Source organism: Actinomadura barringtoniae, assembly GCF_017573505.1.
In the GTDB taxonomy this organism is placed as follows: domain Bacteria; phylum Actinomycetota; class Actinomycetes; order Streptosporangiales; family Streptosporangiaceae; genus Spirillospora; species Spirillospora barringtoniae.
The window spans coordinates 139,119-156,954 of the sequence record NZ_JAGEOJ010000023.1; the positions used below are offsets into that span (position 1 = coordinate 139,119).

Annotated in this window: 15 protein-coding genes; 9 read left to right on the top strand and 6 right to left on the bottom strand. The window is 70.7% G+C overall.

What is annotated here, in order from left to right:
- The first annotated feature begins 98 nt into the window (after window positions 1–98).
- Window positions 99–1,658, top strand: coding sequence for a Na+/H+ antiporter (locus tag J4573_RS43235; RefSeq protein WP_208262026.1), 1,560 nt, complete (start codon window positions 99–101; stop codon window positions 1,656–1,658).
- 27 nt (window positions 1,659–1,685) lie between these two features.
- Here the strand turns inward: J4573_RS43235 and J4573_RS43240 are convergent, their stop codons facing one another.
- The 3 genes from J4573_RS43240 to J4573_RS55715 all read right to left on the bottom strand — a co-directional run bounded on the left by J4573_RS43240 (window position 1,686) and on the right by J4573_RS55715 (window position 3,096).
- Window positions 1,686–2,378: a Crp/Fnr family transcriptional regulator gene (locus tag J4573_RS43240; protein ID WP_208262028.1), complete on the bottom strand. Its 693-nt coding sequence runs from the start codon at window positions 2,376–2,378 to the stop codon at window positions 1,686–1,688.
- A 1-nt stretch (window position 2,379) separates the two neighbouring features.
- Window positions 2,380–2,598 (bottom strand): hypothetical protein, encoded by a 219-nt coding sequence (locus J4573_RS43245; protein WP_208262029.1) that lies wholly within the window; start codon window positions 2,596–2,598, stop codon window positions 2,380–2,382.
- 363 nt (window positions 2,599–2,961) lie between these two features.
- Window positions 2,962–3,096, bottom strand: a complete 135-nt coding sequence (locus J4573_RS55715; protein ID WP_279575786.1) for an ATP-binding protein — start codon at window positions 3,094–3,096, stop codon at window positions 2,962–2,964.
- 153 nt (window positions 3,097–3,249) lie between these two features.
- Here J4573_RS55715 and J4573_RS43250 point away from each other — a divergent pair, with 153 nt between their 5' ends.
- Window positions 3,250–3,990, top strand: coding sequence for an ABC transporter ATP-binding protein (locus J4573_RS43250; protein WP_208262030.1), 741 nt, complete (start codon window positions 3,250–3,252; stop codon window positions 3,988–3,990).
- A 1-nt stretch (window position 3,991) separates the two neighbouring features.
- A complete protein-coding gene (locus J4573_RS43255; RefSeq protein ID WP_208262031.1) occupies window positions 3,992–5,347 on the top strand; it encodes an FtsX-like permease family protein in 1,356 nt (451 codons plus the stop codon).
- 57 nt (window positions 5,348–5,404) lie between these two features.
- Here J4573_RS43255 and J4573_RS43260 read toward each other — a convergent pair whose 3' ends face one another.
- The gene (locus J4573_RS43260; RefSeq protein ID WP_208262032.1) at window positions 5,405–5,908 is read right to left on the bottom strand and encodes a GbsR/MarR family transcriptional regulator; all 504 of its coding nucleotides are present in this window, start codon (window positions 5,906–5,908) and stop codon (window positions 5,405–5,407) included.
- A 204-nt stretch (window positions 5,909–6,112) separates the two neighbouring features.
- On the opposite strand from J4573_RS43260, the gene murJ reads away from it, so the two are divergent.
- Both murJ and J4573_RS43270 read left to right on the top strand, forming a co-directional pair.
- A complete protein-coding gene (murJ, locus tag J4573_RS43265) occupies window positions 6,113–7,909 on the top strand; it encodes a murein biosynthesis integral membrane protein MurJ (RefSeq protein WP_208262099.1) in 1,797 nt (598 codons plus the stop codon).
- 36 nt (window positions 7,910–7,945) lie between these two features.
- Window positions 7,946–8,824, top strand: a complete 879-nt coding sequence (locus J4573_RS43270) for a PhzF family phenazine biosynthesis protein (protein ID WP_307797376.1) — start codon at window positions 7,946–7,948, stop codon at window positions 8,822–8,824.
- A 2-nt stretch (window positions 8,825–8,826) separates the two neighbouring features.
- Here the strand turns inward: J4573_RS43270 and J4573_RS43275 are convergent, their stop codons facing one another.
- Window positions 8,827–9,741 (bottom strand): TIGR03619 family F420-dependent LLM class oxidoreductase, encoded by a 915-nt coding sequence (locus tag J4573_RS43275; RefSeq protein ID WP_208262033.1) that lies wholly within the window; start codon window positions 9,739–9,741, stop codon window positions 8,827–8,829.
- Window positions 9,742–10,046: 305 nt separating this feature from the next.
- On the opposite strand from J4573_RS43275, the gene J4573_RS43280 reads away from it, so the two are divergent.
- A complete protein-coding gene (locus J4573_RS43280) occupies window positions 10,047–11,942 on the top strand; it encodes a potassium transporter Kup (RefSeq protein WP_208262034.1) in 1,896 nt (631 codons plus the stop codon).
- Between the two features lie 106 nt (window positions 11,943–12,048).
- Complete coding sequence (locus tag J4573_RS43285) at window positions 12,049–12,939, top strand: oxygenase MpaB family protein (RefSeq protein WP_208262036.1); 891 nt, start codon at window positions 12,049–12,051, stop codon at window positions 12,937–12,939.
- Here J4573_RS43285 and J4573_RS43290 read toward each other — a convergent pair.
- Entirely contained in the window at window positions 12,936–14,231 is a 1,296-nt protein-coding gene (locus J4573_RS43290) for a L,D-transpeptidase (RefSeq protein WP_208262038.1), read from the bottom strand. The two genes, J4573_RS43285 and J4573_RS43290, sit on opposite strands and share 4 nt — an antisense overlap.
- Window positions 14,232–14,454: 223 nt before the next feature.
- Between J4573_RS43290 and J4573_RS43295 the strand changes: the two genes are divergently transcribed.
- A complete protein-coding gene (locus J4573_RS43295) occupies window positions 14,455–17,067 on the top strand; it encodes a sensor histidine kinase (RefSeq protein ID WP_307797379.1) in 2,613 nt (870 codons plus the stop codon).
- Window positions 17,064–17,768, top strand: coding sequence for a response regulator (locus J4573_RS43300; RefSeq protein WP_208262041.1), 705 nt, complete (start codon window positions 17,064–17,066; stop codon window positions 17,766–17,768). Before J4573_RS43295 ends, J4573_RS43300 begins: the two co-directional genes overlap by 4 nt.
- Window positions 17,769–17,836: the final 68 nt, after the last annotated feature.

A 17,836-nucleotide genomic window follows, 5' to 3' on the forward strand; every position in this document is an offset into this window, starting at 1 on the left:
ATCAGGTGCTTTACGGTCCTGGTACGGTCTCGACAGGGTGTGCCGGGAAGTCTGGTCGGCGAGTCTGTTCCTGACCGCCGAAACCGGAGGCACCTGACGTGCGCGCTGTCGAAATCGTGCTGGGGCTGGTCGTACTGGCGACCGTCGTGGCCGTCAGCGCCAAACGCCTGCGCGTCCCCGCCCCCTCCCTCCTGGTGGTCGCCGGCGTTCTCGTGGGTCTGATCCCCGGCCTCCCGGACGTACGGGTCCCACCCGAGATGGTCAGCCTCGTCGTCCTCCCCCCGCTGATCTACGCGGCGGGGGAGGAGATGTCGTGGCAGTCACTGCGGCAGGTCTGGAAGCCGGTCAGCCTCCTAGCGGTAGGGCTGGTCCTGGCCTCAGCCGCCGCGGTCGGCTTCGTAGCCCACGCCGTGACCAACATGTCGGCGACAACAGCCCTTCTTCTGGGCACGGTCCTGGCCAGCACCGACCCGGTGGCGGTCGCCGCGCTCGGACGCCGCCTGTCACTGCCGCCCAAGGTCCAGACCCTCGTCCAGGCCGAGAGCCTGTTCAACGACGCCACCTCGCTCCTGCTCTACAAGCTCGCAGTTGCCGTAGTAGTCGCAGGCTCCTTCTCCTGGGGCCACGCAACTGCCGAGTTCGCACTGCTGGCAGGCGGCGGCGTCATCGCAGGCGGGATCGTCGCAGCCGTCATCGCGTTCATCCGCCGGCGCACCGAGGACCCGGTCCTGGAGACCGTCATCGCGCTGGTCACCCCGTACGCCTCCTATGTCCTGGCCGAATCCGTCCACGCCTCAGGCGTGACCGCGGTAGTGGTCACCGCCGTCATCCTCGGCCGCCAAGCACCCGCCCTCACCAACGCCGGAATCCGCCTCCAGCTGGGCGCGGTCTGGGGCACGGTCATCTTCCTGCTGGAAAGCGTCGTCTTCAGCCTCATCGGCCTCCAGCTCCCCACCCTGATCCGCGAGCTGAACCGATCCTCCGAATCGTGGCTGATCGCCTCACTCCTCATAGCCCTGACGCTCATCGCCGTACGAGTCGTCTGGGTCTTCCCACTCTCCTGGCTGCAAGCCTGGCGAGGCGGCCGCCGCCCCTCCTGGCAGACCCCCGCGGTGGTCTCATGGGCAGGCGCCCGCGGCGTAGTCCCGCTAGCCGCCGCCCTGGCCATCCCCCTCCTGACCGACGCCGGCGACCCCCTCCCACACCGCGACCTGGTCGTAGTCCTCGCGACCGCCGTCATCGTCATCTCCCTAGTAGTCCAAGGCTTCACCCTGGCCCCCCTGGTCCGCTTCGCCGGTCTGGTAGTCCCCACCTCAGCCACCCAACGCGAATACGCCCTGGCCCGCCTGCGTACCGCCCAAGCCGCCCTAGCCCGCCTGGAAGAACTCGAAGACGTAGAGGCCGCCTCCCAAGTCGTCCTAGAACGCCTGCGCGTAGGCCTCCAAGACCGCATCGAACGAGGCGAACTGCGGGTCAACGGCGACGCCCACAAGGTCGACAGCGTTCTAGCCGACTACCGCAGGCTCCGTCGAGACCTCATCGCCGCCGAAACAGACGAGCTCCAGCGCCTCCACGAGTCCGGCGAGATCAGCGAGTCCACCCAACGCGACGTCCAACGCCTCCTAGACCTGGAAGACACCTCCCTAGACCGCCCCTGACCAGGCCTCAAAGCCCCTGCCCAACGCTTAGTGGGCGGCGAGCCTGCGCAGATAGGGAATGTCGATCAGGGTGACGCTCCGGCGCGATGTCTGGACGATGCTGCGCGCGCGCCATTCGCGCAGGGCGGACTCGACGCCTGACCGGGCAGCCCGCACCAACTGCGCGAGGTCGTCCTGGGTCAGCGGGGGCTCCAGCTTGAGAACTCCGTCGACCGGCTCCACACGAGATCGATCTGCCGTGCTGACCATAAGCTGGGCCAGCCTCTGTTTCACGCTCGCGCCGCCCAACCGCAGGCAGCGCCAGTCCGATTCGATCTGCTTGTCGCGGTACGTGAGCCGGAGCGCGATGTCGGCGTCCTCCGACTCGTGAAGGAACTGTCTGAACGCCTCGGACGGAACGGAGAGCGCCCGGACCTTCGTCGCGGCGGTGACCGTCGAGATGCGCTCGCAGCCTTCGGCCATGGCACTCTCGCCCACGAGATCACCTCGCGTTCGCAATGCCTGAAGCACAGGCTGCCCGTCAACGGAGATGTTGGAGACCTTCACCCAGCCGTCGATGATGACCAGAGCGAACCAAGCGTTCTCTCCTTCGTTGCACACGCAGGCGCCGGGGGCGAAGCTCTCCTCCGAGGAGATCTCGCTCAGTGCGTCGCGGTCCTGGGGGCTGAGCCTTTCCCAGAAGGGCTTTCCGCCGGGCAGGCCGGGCTGCGGGGTGGCCATCTCAGTTCTCCCGGCGCACGATCGCGAGCAGACCCGCGACACCCGTCAGATAGCCGAACGCGGTGTTGAGATCTTCCGGCGAGCGTACGGCGACGAGAGCCAGGAGCGCGATCGAGCATGAGATCACGATGAGAACGAAGAAGTCCATCTGGCGGTGCCGTACGGCCCGCCTGTCGTCGTGGCGTTCGATGTCACTGTCGCGCCTGCCGTCGTCGGTCATGTCGCCGCCGGTTCCTTTCCGCGCCCTAGTCCTGCGCCCTGGAACCGACGGTAAGTGGGAACGCCCTGAGCGACCAGCGTCGCCAAGAATGGTTATGGCCGAGCCTTCTCGGGCCTCTCCTGAACTAGATATAGGCGATGACCTGCAATAACGCAGGCTTCAGAGTGGTCAGGAGACGCGTCGCCCACTAGGTGACGGCCACGTACTCCCTCAAATCACGGAAAGGAATGAGAAGAGACGACCCCCTCAAATCATGGATAGCGTCGCAGTAGGCAGGGTGGGTGTTGAACGCGCACAGGTGAAGGCTAGGTCGCAGGATTTGGACAGTCTGTGTCGCCTGCCACAGACCTGGGCCGTACGCGGTCATGACGGCGCCGCCATCGTGACCCGGACCAGCTTCCCGCCCTCGGCCAGGCTCTCGACGGTCCAACTCTCCACCAGCTGATCCACGATGAAGATGCCGCGCCCTTGGGTGGACGTGACAGCTGGTGCCTTCACGACGATCGGTTCGGGCAGGCGTGGCCTCGCCCCACTGATCGGGGGTGGGGTTTTGTCTACCTGGCTTGGAGAGTTGGACCCATGGGGGCGGCTTCGCGCAGCTCATAACTTCTTTCTTGTCGGCGCAAGGGGCGCCGCCGAGGGAGGTAAGAAATGGTTGCGGAGGCGCTACGGCTGGACGCGGTGAGCCGCGTTTACGGCGAGAGCGGGACGCGGGTGACGGCGCTGGACAACGTGTCGCTGGTGCTGCCCCAGGGGTCGTTCACGGCGGTGATGGGGCCGTCGGGGTCGGGGAAGAGCACGCTGCTGCAGTGCGCGGCGGGGCTCGACCGGCCGACGTCGGGCCGGGTGTTCGTGGACGGTGAGGAGATCGCGGACGGGAGCGAGGCGGCGCTGACCAAGTTCCGGCGGGACCGGATCGGGTTCGTGTTCCAGCAGTTCAACCTGCTGCCGACGCTGACGGTCATGCAGAACGTGACGCTGCCGCTGAAGCTGGCGGGGCGGAAGATCGACCGGGCGGGGGCGCGGGCCGTTCTGGAACGGGTCGGGCTGGGGGACCGGCTGGACCACCGGCCGTCGGAGCTGTCGGGTGGTCAGCAGCAGCGGGTCGCGATCGCGCGGGCGCTGGTCAGCCGGCCGAGTGTTCTGTTCGGGGACGAGCCGACGGGCGCCCTGGACACGCGGAGCGCGCGGGACGTGCTGGTGCTCCTGCAGGAGGCCGTGCAGGTGTACGGGCAGACCGTGGTGATGGTGACGCACGATCCGGTGGCGGCTTCTTATGCGGATGCCGTGCTCTTCCTGGCGGACGGGCGGATCGTGGGGCACATGCCCCGGCCGACGGCGGATGCCGTCGCCGCCCAGATGACGCACCTCGGTGACCTGGTGGGGGTGTGACATGTTCGGTCTTGCTCTGAAGTCACTGAGGCACCGGGCGGGCGGGTTCGTGGCGAGCTTCCTCGCGATGTTCCTCGGCGCGACGATGGTGATGGCGTTCGGTTCGATGTTCGACACGGCCTCCGGGGACGTTCCGGCGGCCAGCCGGGAGACGCTCGTGACGATGGCGAGCGTGGTCGGCGGGTGGGGGCTGCTGCTGGTGGTCTTCGCCGTGGTCTCCACGCTCACCCTGTCGGTGCGGCAGCGGGCGGGGGAGATGGCGCTGCTGAAGAGCGTCGGCGCCACCCCGGCGCAGATCGGCCGGCTGATCGTCGGTGAGACGGCGCTGCTCGCGCTGGCGGCCGGTGCGCTGGCGATCGTGCCGGCGGTGCTGGGTGGTGCGGCTCTGCTGGAGATGCTGAAGTCGTCCGGGCAGGTCGATGAGTCGGTCGGGTTCTCGTTCGGCGCGATCTCGGTGCCGATGGGGCTCGGGATCACGTTCGTCGCCTCGACGGTCGCCGCCCTGATCACGGTGCGGCGCGCCACCCGGGTGCGGGTGACCGAGGCGGTGGCGGACGCGGCCGCGGGCTCGTCGAAGATGAGCAAGAAGCGGATCGTCGGGGCGGTGCTGTTCACGCTGCTCGGCCTCGACCTGGCGGTCGTCACTGCGACTGTGATGCGCGGTTCGGGCAGCGACGCGATGTCCACCGCCGGCCAGGCCTGCATCTACGCCTCCATCGGGATGGCGCTGCTCGGGCCGGTGATGATCCGCCTGGTCGTACGGCTGGTGGCGGTGCCGCTGGAGCTGTTCGGCGGCGCGGCCGGGCACCTGGCGGTGTCCAACCTGCGGCAGCGGACCGGCCAGCTGGCCTCGGCGCTCACCCCGATCGTGCTCTTCACGGCGATCGGCACGGGCACGCTCTACATGCAGAGCACCGAGAACGCCGCGATGGCGGCGGCGGGCCTGGCCAAGACCGCCGACCAGAAGGGCATCGAGACGCTCAACTTCGTGGTCATCGGGATGATCGTGCTGTTCACGGCGATCATGCTGATCAACACGCTGGTCGCGGCCACCACGTACCGCCGCCGTGAGTTCGGCCAGCAGCGCCTCGCCGGTGCGACGCCGAAGCAGGTGCTCGGGATGGTGGCGGTGGAGGGCGCGGTGCTGACCGGGACGGGCGTGGTGCTCGGCACCTTCGCCTCGCTCTTCACGATCCTGCCGTACGCCAGCAACCGGCTGGACTCGGCGACGCCGGACGGAACCCCCCTGATCTACGCCGGGGTGGTCGTGCTCGCCGCCGCGCTGACCATGGTCACCGTGTACGGCGCGGCCCGCCGGGCGATCCGGACCCGGGCGGTCGAGGCGGTGGCGGCCTGAGCGATGGGAGAACGCTGAAGACCAGGCGAGCGGAGACCAGCGGAGTGACCGGTCAGGTCACTCCGCTTCTTCGTCTCCGGAACCCTCCACGGAGTCCCGGTGGGCTTCGAGGTGCTTCTTCCACCGCTGTTCCTGGGCGGGGAGCTCGTCGCAGACGAACCGGAAGAACTCCAGCGTCTCGCGCATGCGGCGGGCGCCCGGCCCCTCGGGGATGACCGTGATGCCGTCGGCCAGGAACGCCTCGGAGCGCCGCAGCAGTGGCTCCCGGGCCTTGATGATCGTGGACCAGACGTCGTCGTCGAAGATGCGGTACTGGTCGCCGCGCCGGCCGGGCCGGTTCTCGCGGGTGAGCAGCCCGGTCTGGACGAGGTAGCGCACGGCGGTGGAGATCGCGGCGGGGCTGACCTTCAGGCCCTCGGCGAGCTCGGCGGCGCCGTAGACCTCGGCGTCACCGGCCAGGACGAACGCGAACACCCGCGCGGGCATCCGCGGGATGCCCATGTCGTTCAGGAACACCGCGAAGCCCTCGACGAACCGGAGCAGCTTCTCGTCCTCGACCAAGATTCACGTCCTTCAGGATTTCGTGAATGATAACAACGGTCTGGCCTGGGCAGCGGATCTCAAACATTTGCCGGAGGCCGCCCGTCACAAGTCAAGTCATACTTCACATTCAGGGCTTGTTGGGCGGTGGTGCCGGTGCGCGGGGACCGGAACGACGAACAACACGAACAACAACACACGCATCATGACCATCGGCGCGTGACCATGCCGGAGGTCATCGAGGTGGCCGAACGGGCCGAGCCGTCCCTCGATCCTGAACCGGGCCTGGTGCCCGTTCACGACCCGACCGAGCTGGCGGGCCCGGGGACGGCCGACCGGCCGGGCTCCGAGGGCGACGAGATCGGCACCGCCGCGCAGCGTCCACCGGCCGAGCAGCGCCCGACCGGCCTCGCCCGGTCCAGCGCTGTCATGGCGGTCGGCACGGTCTTCTCCCGGGTCACCGGGTTCATGCGGACGGCCGTGATCGGCGCCGCGCTGGGCACCGCCCTGCTCGGGGACGCCTACCAGGCCGCCGAGATGATCCCCTACACCGTCTACGAACTGCTGCTCGGCGGGATGCTCGCCAGCGTCTTCGTGCCGTTCCTGGTCCGCCGCCGCAAGATCGACACCGACGGCGGCGCGGCCACCGAGCAGCGCCTGGTCACCGCCGTGCTGCTCGCGCTGGTGGTGTTCACGATCGTGGGCGTGCTGGCCGCGCCCTGGCTGATCTCGCTGTACGCGGGCGGCTACACCGGCCGCCAGCGCGACGTCACGATCCTGCTCACCCGGCTGCTCCTGCTGCAGATCTTCTTCATCGGCATGAGCGGCCTGGCCGGGACGATGCTCAACATCCGCAGCCGGTTCGGCGCACCGATGTGGGCGCCGGTGGCCAACAACCTCATCACCATGGCCGCCGCGCTGATGTTCCTGTGGATCGCCGGAACGGGCCGTACGGCCGAGACCGTCACCGACGCGCAGCTGACCCTGATGGGCCTCGGATCGGCGTTCGGCACGGTCATCCAGGGCGTCATCCTCGCCTGGACGCTCCGCCGGGCCGGGTTCCGATGGCGGCCCCGGCTCGACCTGCGCGGGGCGGGCTTCGGCGAGGCCGTGCGGACGGCAGGCTGGATGATGCTGTACGTCGTCGTGGTCCAGATCGGGGTGCTCGTCACGGCGAACGTGGCGACGCGAGCCGGGGACCGCGCCGCGCAGGACGCCGGGCACCAGGTCGAGGGCAGCGGCCTGGCGGTCTACAAGTTCGCGCTGGTCGTCTTCCAGCTCCCGTACGCGGTCATCGCCGTCTCGGTCATCACGGCGCTGCTGCCCCGGATGAGCGCGCACGTCGCCGACGGCCGCCGCGACCTGGTGCGCGCGGACTTCTCCCGGGGGCTGCGGCTGGCGTCCACGCTGCTGGTGCCGCTGTCGCTGGGCCTGCTGGTCTTCGGCGTGCCCGGTGCGGTGCTGGTCTTCGCGCACGGCAGCACGTCGTTCGACGGCGCGCGGCGGATCGGGATCCTGCTGATGGTGTTCGCGCTGATGGTCATCCCGTTCACCTTCCATCAGCTGCTGATGCGGGTCTTCTACGCGCTCGGCGACACCCGTACGCCCGGCCTGATCGCGATCCCGGCCGGGGTGGTGCAGTCGGTGACGGCGTTCGTCCTGCTCGCGTTCGTCTCGGCGCGGCAGGTCGTCGTCGGGTTGCCGCTGGCGTACGGGTTGTTCTACGTCGTCGGCGGGCTGTGCGCGGCGGTCGTGCTGCGGCGGCGCCTCGGCGGGATGGACGCGCGCCGCATCCTGCGCACGTTGCTGGTCCTGCACATAGCGGCCATCCCGGGCGTGGTCTTCGCCGCCGCGGTCGTCTTCGGCTTCGGTCACATGCACGAGGAACGGCTCTCGGCCGTGCTGGCGCTGACCATCGGCGGTCTCGGTGGCGGCCTGCTGTACGTCGTCTTCGCCCGCTTCATGAAGATCCCCGAGCTCGGCTACTTCTTCGACCTGGCCCGCGCCCGCCTCCGCCGCTAGGGAAGAGACCTGCCCTTTCCGGCGTTCGTTGTCGTCGTGACGACTTTGAGCAATGAGATCCTCCGCTACGCGGCGTTCACCACCGACCCGGCGGGCGGCAATCCGGCCGGAGTCGTTCTCGACGCCTCCGCCCTCGACGACGCGGCCATGCTCGCGATCGCGGCCGACCTCGGCTACTCCGAGACCGCCTTCCTGACCGCGCCGCCCGAAGGCTTGGAGCCGCAGGGCCGCGCGTTCACGCTCCGTTTCTTCAGCCCCAAGGCCGAGGTGCCGTTCTGCGGGCACGCGACCGTCGCCACGTCCATCGCGCTGGCGGAGCGGATCGGAGTGGGCGACCTCACGTTCGCCACCCCGGCCGGAACCGTCCCCGTGGTCGTGAACGAGCGCGAGGACGGCGCGCTGGTCGCCACCCTGACCAGCGTCGAGCCGCACGTCGAGGAGATCTCCGAGGACGACGTCGCCCGAGCCCTGGACCTGCTGAGCTGGAGCAAGGACGACCTCGACCCGAGCCTGCCGCCGCGCGTCGCCTACGCGGGCGCCCGGCACCTGGTGCTGGCGGCGGGCACCCGCGAACGGCTGGCCGACCTGGACTACGACTTCGACGGCCTGGCCGCGTACATGACCGAACGCGACCTCACGACCGTGCAGCTGGCGTGGCGGGAGTCGCCGACCACCTTCCATGTCCGTGACCCGTTCCCGGTCGGGGGAGTGGTGGAGGACCCGGTCACCGGCGCCGCGGCCGCCGCGTTCGGCGCGTACCTGCGCGAGCTGGACCTGGTCCCGCCCGCCGTCACCCTCACCCTGCACCAGGGCGAGGACCTCGGGCGGCCCGGCGTGCTCCGGGTGGAGCTGCGCGAGGGCGACGCCCGGGTCCGGGTCAGCGGCACCGGCGTGGTGATCCCGGCCGGCGCCTGACGTCAGATACGGCGGAGCTGGGCGATCAGGGGGAGCTGGTCGCCCGGCTCGCCGGCTCCCGCGGTGTTCCAGAAGACGTGCTCGACGCCCATCTCCGCGGCCGTCTCCAGATCGGCGGCGACCTGCTCGACCGAGCCGGTCAGGGGCCCGCGCTCGTCGAGCGGCTTGGCGGTGACGGCCCCGTTCACCTGCAGCATGATCGGGAGCGCGGCCGGGGCGTGGCCCTCGGCGGCGGCCGCGGTACGGAACGCCTCGATCGTCGCGCGGATCGTGTCCCAGTCGAAGATGACCAGCGTCAGCCCCGCCCCCAGCCGCGCCGCGCGCTCGATCCCGGCGGGCGAGCCCGCTCCGGCGATCAGCGTCGGGCCGCCGGGCCGGACGGGCTTCGGGCCGATGTCGGCCTCGGGGATCGTGTAGAAGCGGCCGTCGAAGCTCACCGGGTCGGGACCCCAGACGGCCTGCATGGCCCTGGTGTGCTCCTCGTACCCGGCCCCGCGCCGCCTCATCGAGACGCCCGCCGCGTCGAACTCCTGCTCCATCCAGCCTTGGCCGATGCCCGCGATCAGCCGCCCGCCGCTCAGCCGGTCGAGCGTGGCGAGCCTGCGGGCGAGGACGACCGGGCTCTGGAAGAGCGAGTCGAGCACGCTCGTGCCCAGGGAGATCCGGTTGGTCACGGCCGCGACGTAGCTCAGGGTCTCGAGCGGGTCGTAGACCGAGCCGAACATCTCCGGCGCCTCCATGACCGGCCCGCCCGGCCCGCCCATCGCGATCGGCACGGTCGGGCGCATCAGCCGGTCCCAGGTCCAGACCGAGTCCAGCCCGAGGCGTTCGGCGTCCTGCGCGATCGAGGCGATCGACTCGGGCGAGGCGTCCGCCCCCGCCACCGGAAGGTGCACGCCCAGCTTCATCGCTGTCATCCCGTCTCCTTGGTGTACGAGCTCTGCTAGAAGGACAGACTCCGCTCCCTCCACAATCTCATCGGCGTCCGGAATATCCCGGCATGTGGAGGGGCTCGTTCGCGAGATCACGTCGCACGGTAGGTTCAGCGCTGCGAGCGCGGACAGACTGTTATTGATCTTTTGGGCAGGGTGCGTCCGGCCTGAGGTGCCGGGTCTCCAGCGTGGGGGTTGTTGTGGCCAGTCGAGGTCAGGCGGCTGAAGGGTCCGCCGAGGGCCCGTCCGAAGGCCCGTCCGAGGCGCCGTCCGGGGGGCATGGGCCGAGCGTGCGGGACTCGGCGCGGCTGGCCGTGGTGGTCGGCGCGCTCGGCGTGGTGTTCGGCGACATCGGCACCAGCCCCATTTACACCCTGCAGACGGTGTTCAACCCCGGCGACCCGCATCCGGTGCCGGTGAGCACGGACAACGTGTTCGGCGTGGTGTCGCTGGTGTTCTGGTCGGTGACGATCATCGTCACCGTGACGTACGTGCTGCTGGCCATGCGCGCCGACAACGACGGCGAGGGCGGCATCATGGCGCTGATCACCCTGTTGCGGCGGTGGGGTGCGGAACGCGGCGGGCGGGTGGCCGCCACGCTGGCCGGGCTGGGCATCTTCGGCGCCGCGCTGTTCTTGGGCGACAGCATGATCACCCCGGCGATCTCCGTGCTGTCGGCGGTCGAGGGGCTGAAGACCGTCAACGATTCGCTGGACGACTGGATCGTGCCGATCACCGCGGTGATCATCCTGATGCTGTTCCTGGTGCAGCGGTGGGGGACCGCGAAGGTCGGCCGGGTGTTCGGGCCGGTGATGATCGTCTGGTTCCTGGCGGTCGCCGGGTTCGGCATCGCCGGCATCACCAAGCACCCGGCGATCCTCAAGGCGCTGTCGCCGGCCTACGCGCTGGAGTTCTTCTTCGGCCATTTCGACATCGCCTTCTTCGCCCTCGCCTCCGTCGTGATGGCGGTCACCGGTGCCGAGGCGCTCTACGCCGACATGGGGCACTTCGGCCGCCGCTCCATCACCCGGGCCTGGCTGGTCCTGGTGTTCCCCGCGTGCATCCTCAGCTACATGGGCCAGGGCGCGCTGATCCTGGACGACAAGGCCAACATCAGCGGTCCGTTCTTCCTGCTCGTGCCCGAGTGGGGACGGCTGCCGATGGTCCTGCTGGCCACGGCCGCCACCGTCATCGCCTCCCAGGCGGTGATCACCGGTGCCTACTCGGTCGCCTCCCAGGCCTCGCAGCTCGGCTACCTGCCGCGCATGCGGATCGCGCACACCTCCGAGACGGCCCGGGGCCAGATCTACGTGCCGTGGATCAACTGGCTGCTGCTGGTCTCGGTGCTCACGCTGGTCTTCGCGTTCCGCAGCTCGGCGGGGCTGGCGTTCGCGTACGGCATGGCGGTGACCGGAACGATCACCATCACCACGCTGCTGTTCTTCTACATCGCCCGGGTGCGGTGGGGCACGCCGCGATGGCTGATCGGCATCGGCGCGGGCGCGCTGCTGACGGTTGACCTGCTGTTCGTCGCGGCCAACATGACCAAGTTCGTGCACGGCGCGTGGCTGCCGCTGCTGATCGGGCTCACCGCGTTCACCGTGATGACCACCTGGCAGCGCGGCCGGAAGATCGTCTCGGCGGAGCGCGAGCGCCAGGAGGGGCCGCTGCGCGAGTTCGTGGAGGACGTGCGCACAGGACAGGTCCCGACGCAGCAGGTGCCGGGCACGGCGATCTTCCTCAACCGGGGCAAGGACACCGCGCCGCTGGCGCTGCGGGCCAATGTCGTGCACAACCACGTGCGGCACGACCATGTGGTGATCCTGGCGATCGAGACCGAGCCGGTGCCCCGGATCGCGGCCGACCAGCGGATCACCGTCGACGACCTCGGCTACTCCGACGACGGGATCATCCACGTCACCGCGCGCTTCGGCTACATGGAGACCCCGAACGTCCCCGCGGTGCTGGCGCTGCTGGACCCGGACCAGACCGAGGGCCGCCTGGACCTGGAGAACGAGTCGTACTTCCTGTCCAAGCTCGAACTCGAGCTGGGGAAGGCGCGGACGATGGCGCCCTGGCGTAAGCGGCTGTTCATCGCCACCTCCTACATCACCGCGGACGCCGCCGAGCAGTTCGGCCTGCCCCGCGACCGCACGGTCATCATGGGCTCCCAGATCGAGGTCTAGATGGGGAGTAGGACACTCCTGTGACGCGGGCCACTTTGCAAGTGAGCACTTACTTTGGCATGGTGGTGATCGCGTCCCACCCGTGCGTAACGAAGGCGAGGCCCCGATGTCAGCGACCGGAGCGGCGGCACGGAAGTCACCCGAGCCCGATCTCCCTGCTGAGGCCCGCGACCGGCGAGCGCGGCCCGAGGTGCCGCTGATCGCGCGCGACGCCGTCACCGGCTTCGCCCTCGCGGCGGCCAGCGCCAACATCATCATGCAGCTGTCGCGGCGGCCCGTCGGGCGCGGCGTCGCCGAGAGCAAGGTCGACAGCGGGCGCGTCGACAAGCGGCCGGTCAAGCGGCTGCGCACGACGCTCAGCTACATCGTCGTCGCCATGCAGGGCACGCCCGAGGAGCAGGAGACGATGCGCCTGGAGGTGAACAAGCAGCACCGCCAGGTCCGTTCCGCCCCCGGCGACGAGGTGAAGTACAACGCGTTCGACCGCGAGCTCCAGCTGTGGGTCGCGGCGTGCCTGTACTGGGGCACCGAGGACGTCTACGTCAAGCTCTACGGGCGGCCCGAGCAGCGGGAGATCGACGCGTTCTATCGCCACGGCGCCCGCTTCGGCACGACCCTTCAGGTCACCGAGGACATGTGGCCCGCAGACCGCGACGCGTTCGAGAAGTACTGGCAGGAGGGTCTGGGCAAGGTCGAGTTCGACGACGTCACCCGCGCCTACCTGCTCGACCTGGCCCGGCTGGCCTTCCTGCCCGCGCCGGTACGGCTCGCCCTCGGACCGCTCCACTTCTTCATGACCGTCGGTTTCCTGCCTGAGGCCTACCGGGAGAAGCTCGGCGTCTCGTGGACGCGCAAGCAGCAGGCCCGCTTCGACCGCTACGTGCGGGTGAGCGCGCTGGCCAACAAGGCGATGCCGCGCCCGCTGCGGGAGTTTCCCTGGAACGTCTACCTGGTCGACGTCCGGCGCCGCGTCCGCAAGGGCCGCGCCATCGTCTAGGGCGTCGGGGTCGGAGTCGGCGTGACCGGGCGCTTGAGGGCGCTGCCCGCCAGCCATCGGGTCCAGGGCAGCTGCCAGTAACCCCAGCCGTTGGTCGGCTCCAGCGTCCGGTCGGTCCCGGTGACCGTGACGACGTCGCCGCGCACCGACTGGGCGTAGAACCACCTGGCGAACGCGGGCGCGGCGTTGATGCAGCCGTGGCTGACGTTCGCGCGCCCCTGCGCGCCGACCGACCAGGGCGCCGAGTGCACGTACTCGCCGCTGCTGGAGATCTGCACCGCGTCGTGGACCTCCAGCTTGTAGTAGCGCGGGTCCTTCTTGTCGGTGACGCCCATCCACGCCGACGTCATGATGACCGGGTCGCCCTTGCCCATCGTCAGGTGAACGCCGCTGGTCGTGGTGTACGCGCGGCTTCCGCCCTTGCCCGCGCTGATGCCCACCGAACGCACGACCGCCCCGTTCACCCGCACGACCATCCGGTGGCGGCGGACGTCCACGGAGCTGATGCGGGCGGGGCCGACGCGGAACGCGGTCAGGTTGTCCGCCGCGCCGTAGACGCCGGGCGCGACTCGCACGCCCGCCGTGTGCGCGGCCAGCGTGACCCGCTCGCCCGCCGGCCAGTAGCGGCGCGGCCGGAAGATCACCTGCTGCGGGCCGACCCAGTTCCAGGCGCCGGTCACCGGCCGGCTCATCTTCAGCTCCAGGGACCGCTCCACGGCGGCCCGGTCGGTGATGGCCCGGTTGAACGTCACCATGACCGGCATCCCGACCCCGACGGTCTCGCCGGGACGCGGCGTCACGTCGGCGACCGCGAACGTGGCGGCCGGGCGCAGCGTACGGAACCGGGCGGTGGCCCTGGACGGCGCGCCCTTCTCGTCCGTCCCGACGGCGGCCACGGCGTAGGCGGTGCCCGGCCGCAGCGTCCACCGGCCCCGCCACGTACGCCGGTCCTTGGACAGCCTGCCCGGTTCCCGCGCGCCGTCTCCCCGTACGACGACCTTGCTCAGCGTTCCCCGGACGGCGGTGACCACCACGCCCTTGTCCGGCCGGGCGCTCGCCGCGCCGTCGCCCGGGGTGATGCGGATCGCGGCGGCCGGATCGGGGGTCGTGCCCGGATCGTCCGCCTGCTCGACCACCGGCGCCGGTCCCCGCCCGCCGCGCGCGTGGCCGACCCCGCAGGACGCCACCGAGACGACCCCCGCACATGTCATGAGCGCGGCGAAGCCCGCACACGCCACCCAGGCGGTACGTCCGCCCATCTTGGCGGTACGCCCGCCCACCCTGCTCCCCATCGAGACCCCGCCCCCGTCGATTTGCCCCACTCCACCCCATGAAACGCACTGTGTAGTGATTCACCTACGGACAGTGTGCACGGGGGTCAAAGTAGACGTCTCACGCCCACTCGGTCGGCGAGCCGCCGAAGTTGCGATGTCTCGATTGGGTGACACGGACGGACCCCCTGGTAGATTCCGCCCGGCCGGGAGAGGGCATGTCACTGCGGGGAGGGTGATCACCGTGGGGGCACGGGGCACGCTGCGCATCTACCTGGGCGCGGCGCCTGGCGTCGGCAAGACCTACGCCATGCTCGGCGAGGGCCACCGCCGCCGCTCGCGGGGCACCGACGTGGTCGTCGGCTTCGTCGAGACCCACGGCCGCGCGCACACCGCCGAGCAGATCAAGGGCCTGGAGGTCGTGCCGCGCCGGACCCAGGCCTACCGGGGCGCCGAGTTCAGCGAGATGGACGTCGACGCGGTGATCGCGCGCCGGCCCGAGGTGGCGCTGATCGACGAGCTCGCGCACACCAACGTGCCGGGCTGCCGCAACGACAAGCGCTGGCAGGACGTCGAGGAGATCCTCGAGGCGGGCATCGACGTGATCTCGACCGTCAACATCCAGCACCTGGAGTCGCTGAACGACGTCGTCGAGCGGATCGCCGGGGTCCCGCAGCGCGAGACCGTGCCCGACGAGGTGGTCCGCCGCGCCGACCAGGTCGAGCTCATCGACATGACCCCCGAGGCGCTGCGGCGGCGCATGGCGCACGGCAACGTCTACACGCCGGAGAAGATCGACGCCGCTCTCGCCAACTACTTCCGGGTCGGCAACCTCACCGCGCTGCGCGAGCTGGCGCTGCTGTGGGTCGCCGACCGCGTCGACGAGGGCCTGGCCCGCTACCGCGACCAGCACGGCATCACCGAGCCCTGGGAGGCACGCGAACGGGTCGTGGTCGCCCTCACCGGCGGCCCCGAGGGCGACACCCTGATCCGGCGCGCCGCGCGCATCGCCGCCCGCGCCGGGCACGCCGACCTGCTGGCCGTCCATGTCACCAAGAGCGACGGCCTGACCGAGGGAACGTCGCCGCAGGCCCTGACCCGCCAGCGCGTCCTGATCGAGAACCTCGGCGGGACCTACCACCAGGTGGTCGGCGACGACGTCGCCGCCGCGCTCCTGGAGTTCGTGCGCGGCGTGAACGCCACCCAGATCGTGCTGGGGTCGTCGCGGCGGCGCGGCTGGCAGTTCGTGTTCGGGCCCGGCGTGGGCGCCACCGTGGCCCGCGAGTCCGGCGAGATCGACGTACACCTGGTCACCCACGAGCACGTCGGCAAGGGACGCGGCCTGGTGCGGATGGCGGGCAGCCCGCTCAGCCTGCGCAGGCGCGCGTACGGGTGGGGACTGGCGATCCTCGGGCCCGCGCTGCTGGCGGTGACGCTGGAGCTGACCGGCGGGCGGCCTGGGCTGAGCACCGACATGCTGCTCTTCCTCGGCCTCACGGTCGGGGTCGCGCTCGTCGGCGGGCTGTGGCCGGCCGTCGCGGCGGCGGTCGTCGGGTTCCTGGTGCTCAACTGGTTCTTCACGCCGCCGCTCCACACGCTGACCGTCGCCCAGCCGGAGAACGTGCTGGCGCTCATGGTGTTCGTGGCGGTCGCAGTGGCGGTGTCGTCGGTGGTCGACCTGGCCGCGCGGCGTACCCGGCAGGCCGCCCGCAGCCGCGCCGAGGCCGAGACGCTGAGCTTCCTGGCCACGAGCGTGCTGCGCGGCGAGAAGGCGCTGCCCGCGCTGCTGGAACGGGTTCGCGAGACGTTCGGCGTACGGGCTGCGGCCCTGCTGGAACGCGCGGACGGTGGTTGGACCAGCGTCGGGTCCACCGGGGTGGATCCGCCCGCCGACCCGGAGGCGGCGGAGGCGACCGCCACGGTGAACGACACGTCCGTGCTGGCGCTGGCGGGACGCGTGCTGCCCGCCGGTGACCAGCGGATCCTGTCGGCGTTCGCGTCCCAGGCCGAGGCCGTTCTGGAGTGGCGCAAGCTCGCCGAGGAGGCGGCACAGGCGCGGCGGCTCGCCGAGGGCAACAAGATCCGTACGGCGCTGCTGGCGGCGGTGTCGCACGACCTGCGCACGCCGCTGGCGGGGATCAAGGCCGGGGTCAGCAGCCTGCGGGCGACCGACGTGGACTGGGACCCCGAGGACGAGGCGGAGTTGCTGGCCTCGATCGAGGAGTCGGCGGACCGGCTCGACGGCCTGATCGGCAACCTGCTGGACATGAGCCGCCTGCAGACCGGTGTCGTGACCCCGCTGCTGCGGCCCGTCGCGCTGGACGAGGTCCTGCCGGCGGCGCTGGCCGGGGTACCCGAGGACAGCGTCCGGCTGGACGTGCCCGAGACGCTCCCGCCGGTGCTGGTGGACGCCGGGCTGCTGGAGCGGGCGCTGGCGAACGTGGTGGAGAACGCGGTCCGCTACACCGGCGGGCACGGGGCCGCGCCTGACGGCTGGGGCGGTGGGCGCAAGGGCGAGCCGGTGCTGGTCACGGCCAGCGAGCTGCGGTTCGGGCGTGATCCGGATCGCGTCGAGCTGCGGGTGGTCGATCGAGGGCCCGGTGTGCCCGACAATGTGAAGGAACGGATGTTCGCCCCGTTCCAGCGGCTCGGCGACGCGCCGAAGGGCACCGGCGTCGGGCTCGGCCTGGCCGTGGCCCGCGGCTTCGTCGAGGCGATGGGCGGCTCGCTGGCCCCCGAGGACACACCCGGGGGCGGATTGACCATGGTGTTCACGCTGCCGCTGGGATCATCGGGGCGGACCGGCGACGGCAGTGACGACGGCGTGGGCGTGGGCGACGAAGAGGGGGAGCCGTGACGCGCGTTCTGGTGGTCGAGGACGAGCCGCAGATCGTGAGGGCGCTGCGGATCAACCTGAAGGCGCGCGGGTACCAGGTGGACGCGGCGCCCGACGGGCGCACCGCGCTGGACCTGGCGGCCCGCCACCACCCCGACGTGGTGCTGCTGGACCTCGGGCTGCCCGACATGGACGGCACCGAGGTGATCAAGGGGCTGCGCGGCTGGCTGAGCGTGCCGATCATCGTGCTGTCGGCCCGGCACGCCTCCGATGAGAAGGTCGAGGCGCTGGACGTCGGCGCCGACGACTACGTCACCAAGCCGTTCGGGATGGACGAGCTGCTGGCCCGGCTGCGCGCCGCGGTCCGCCGCGCCACCCCGGTCGAGGAGGCCGCGGTCATCAAGACCGACGCGTTCAGCGTGGACCTGGCGGCCAAGCGGGTGGTGCGCGACGGCGCCGACGTGCGGCTCACCCCGACCGAGTGGCACATCCTGGAGGTCCTGGTCCGCAACGCCGGGCGCCTGGTCAGCCAGCAGCAGCTGCTGCGCGAGGTGTGGGGTCCCTCGTACGAGAAGGAGACCAACTACCTGCGGGTCTACCTCGCCCAGCTGCGCCGCAAGCTGGAGACCGACCCCGCCCACCCGCGCCACCTGATCACCGAGCCGGGCATGGGCTACCGCTTCGAGATCCAGGGCCACGAGGCCCCGGCCGAAGAGCGTTGAGAGGGCGAGAACGCGGGCGCTGAGAGGGCGAGAACGCGGGCGTCCGGACGGGCGCAGGGCGGGCGCAA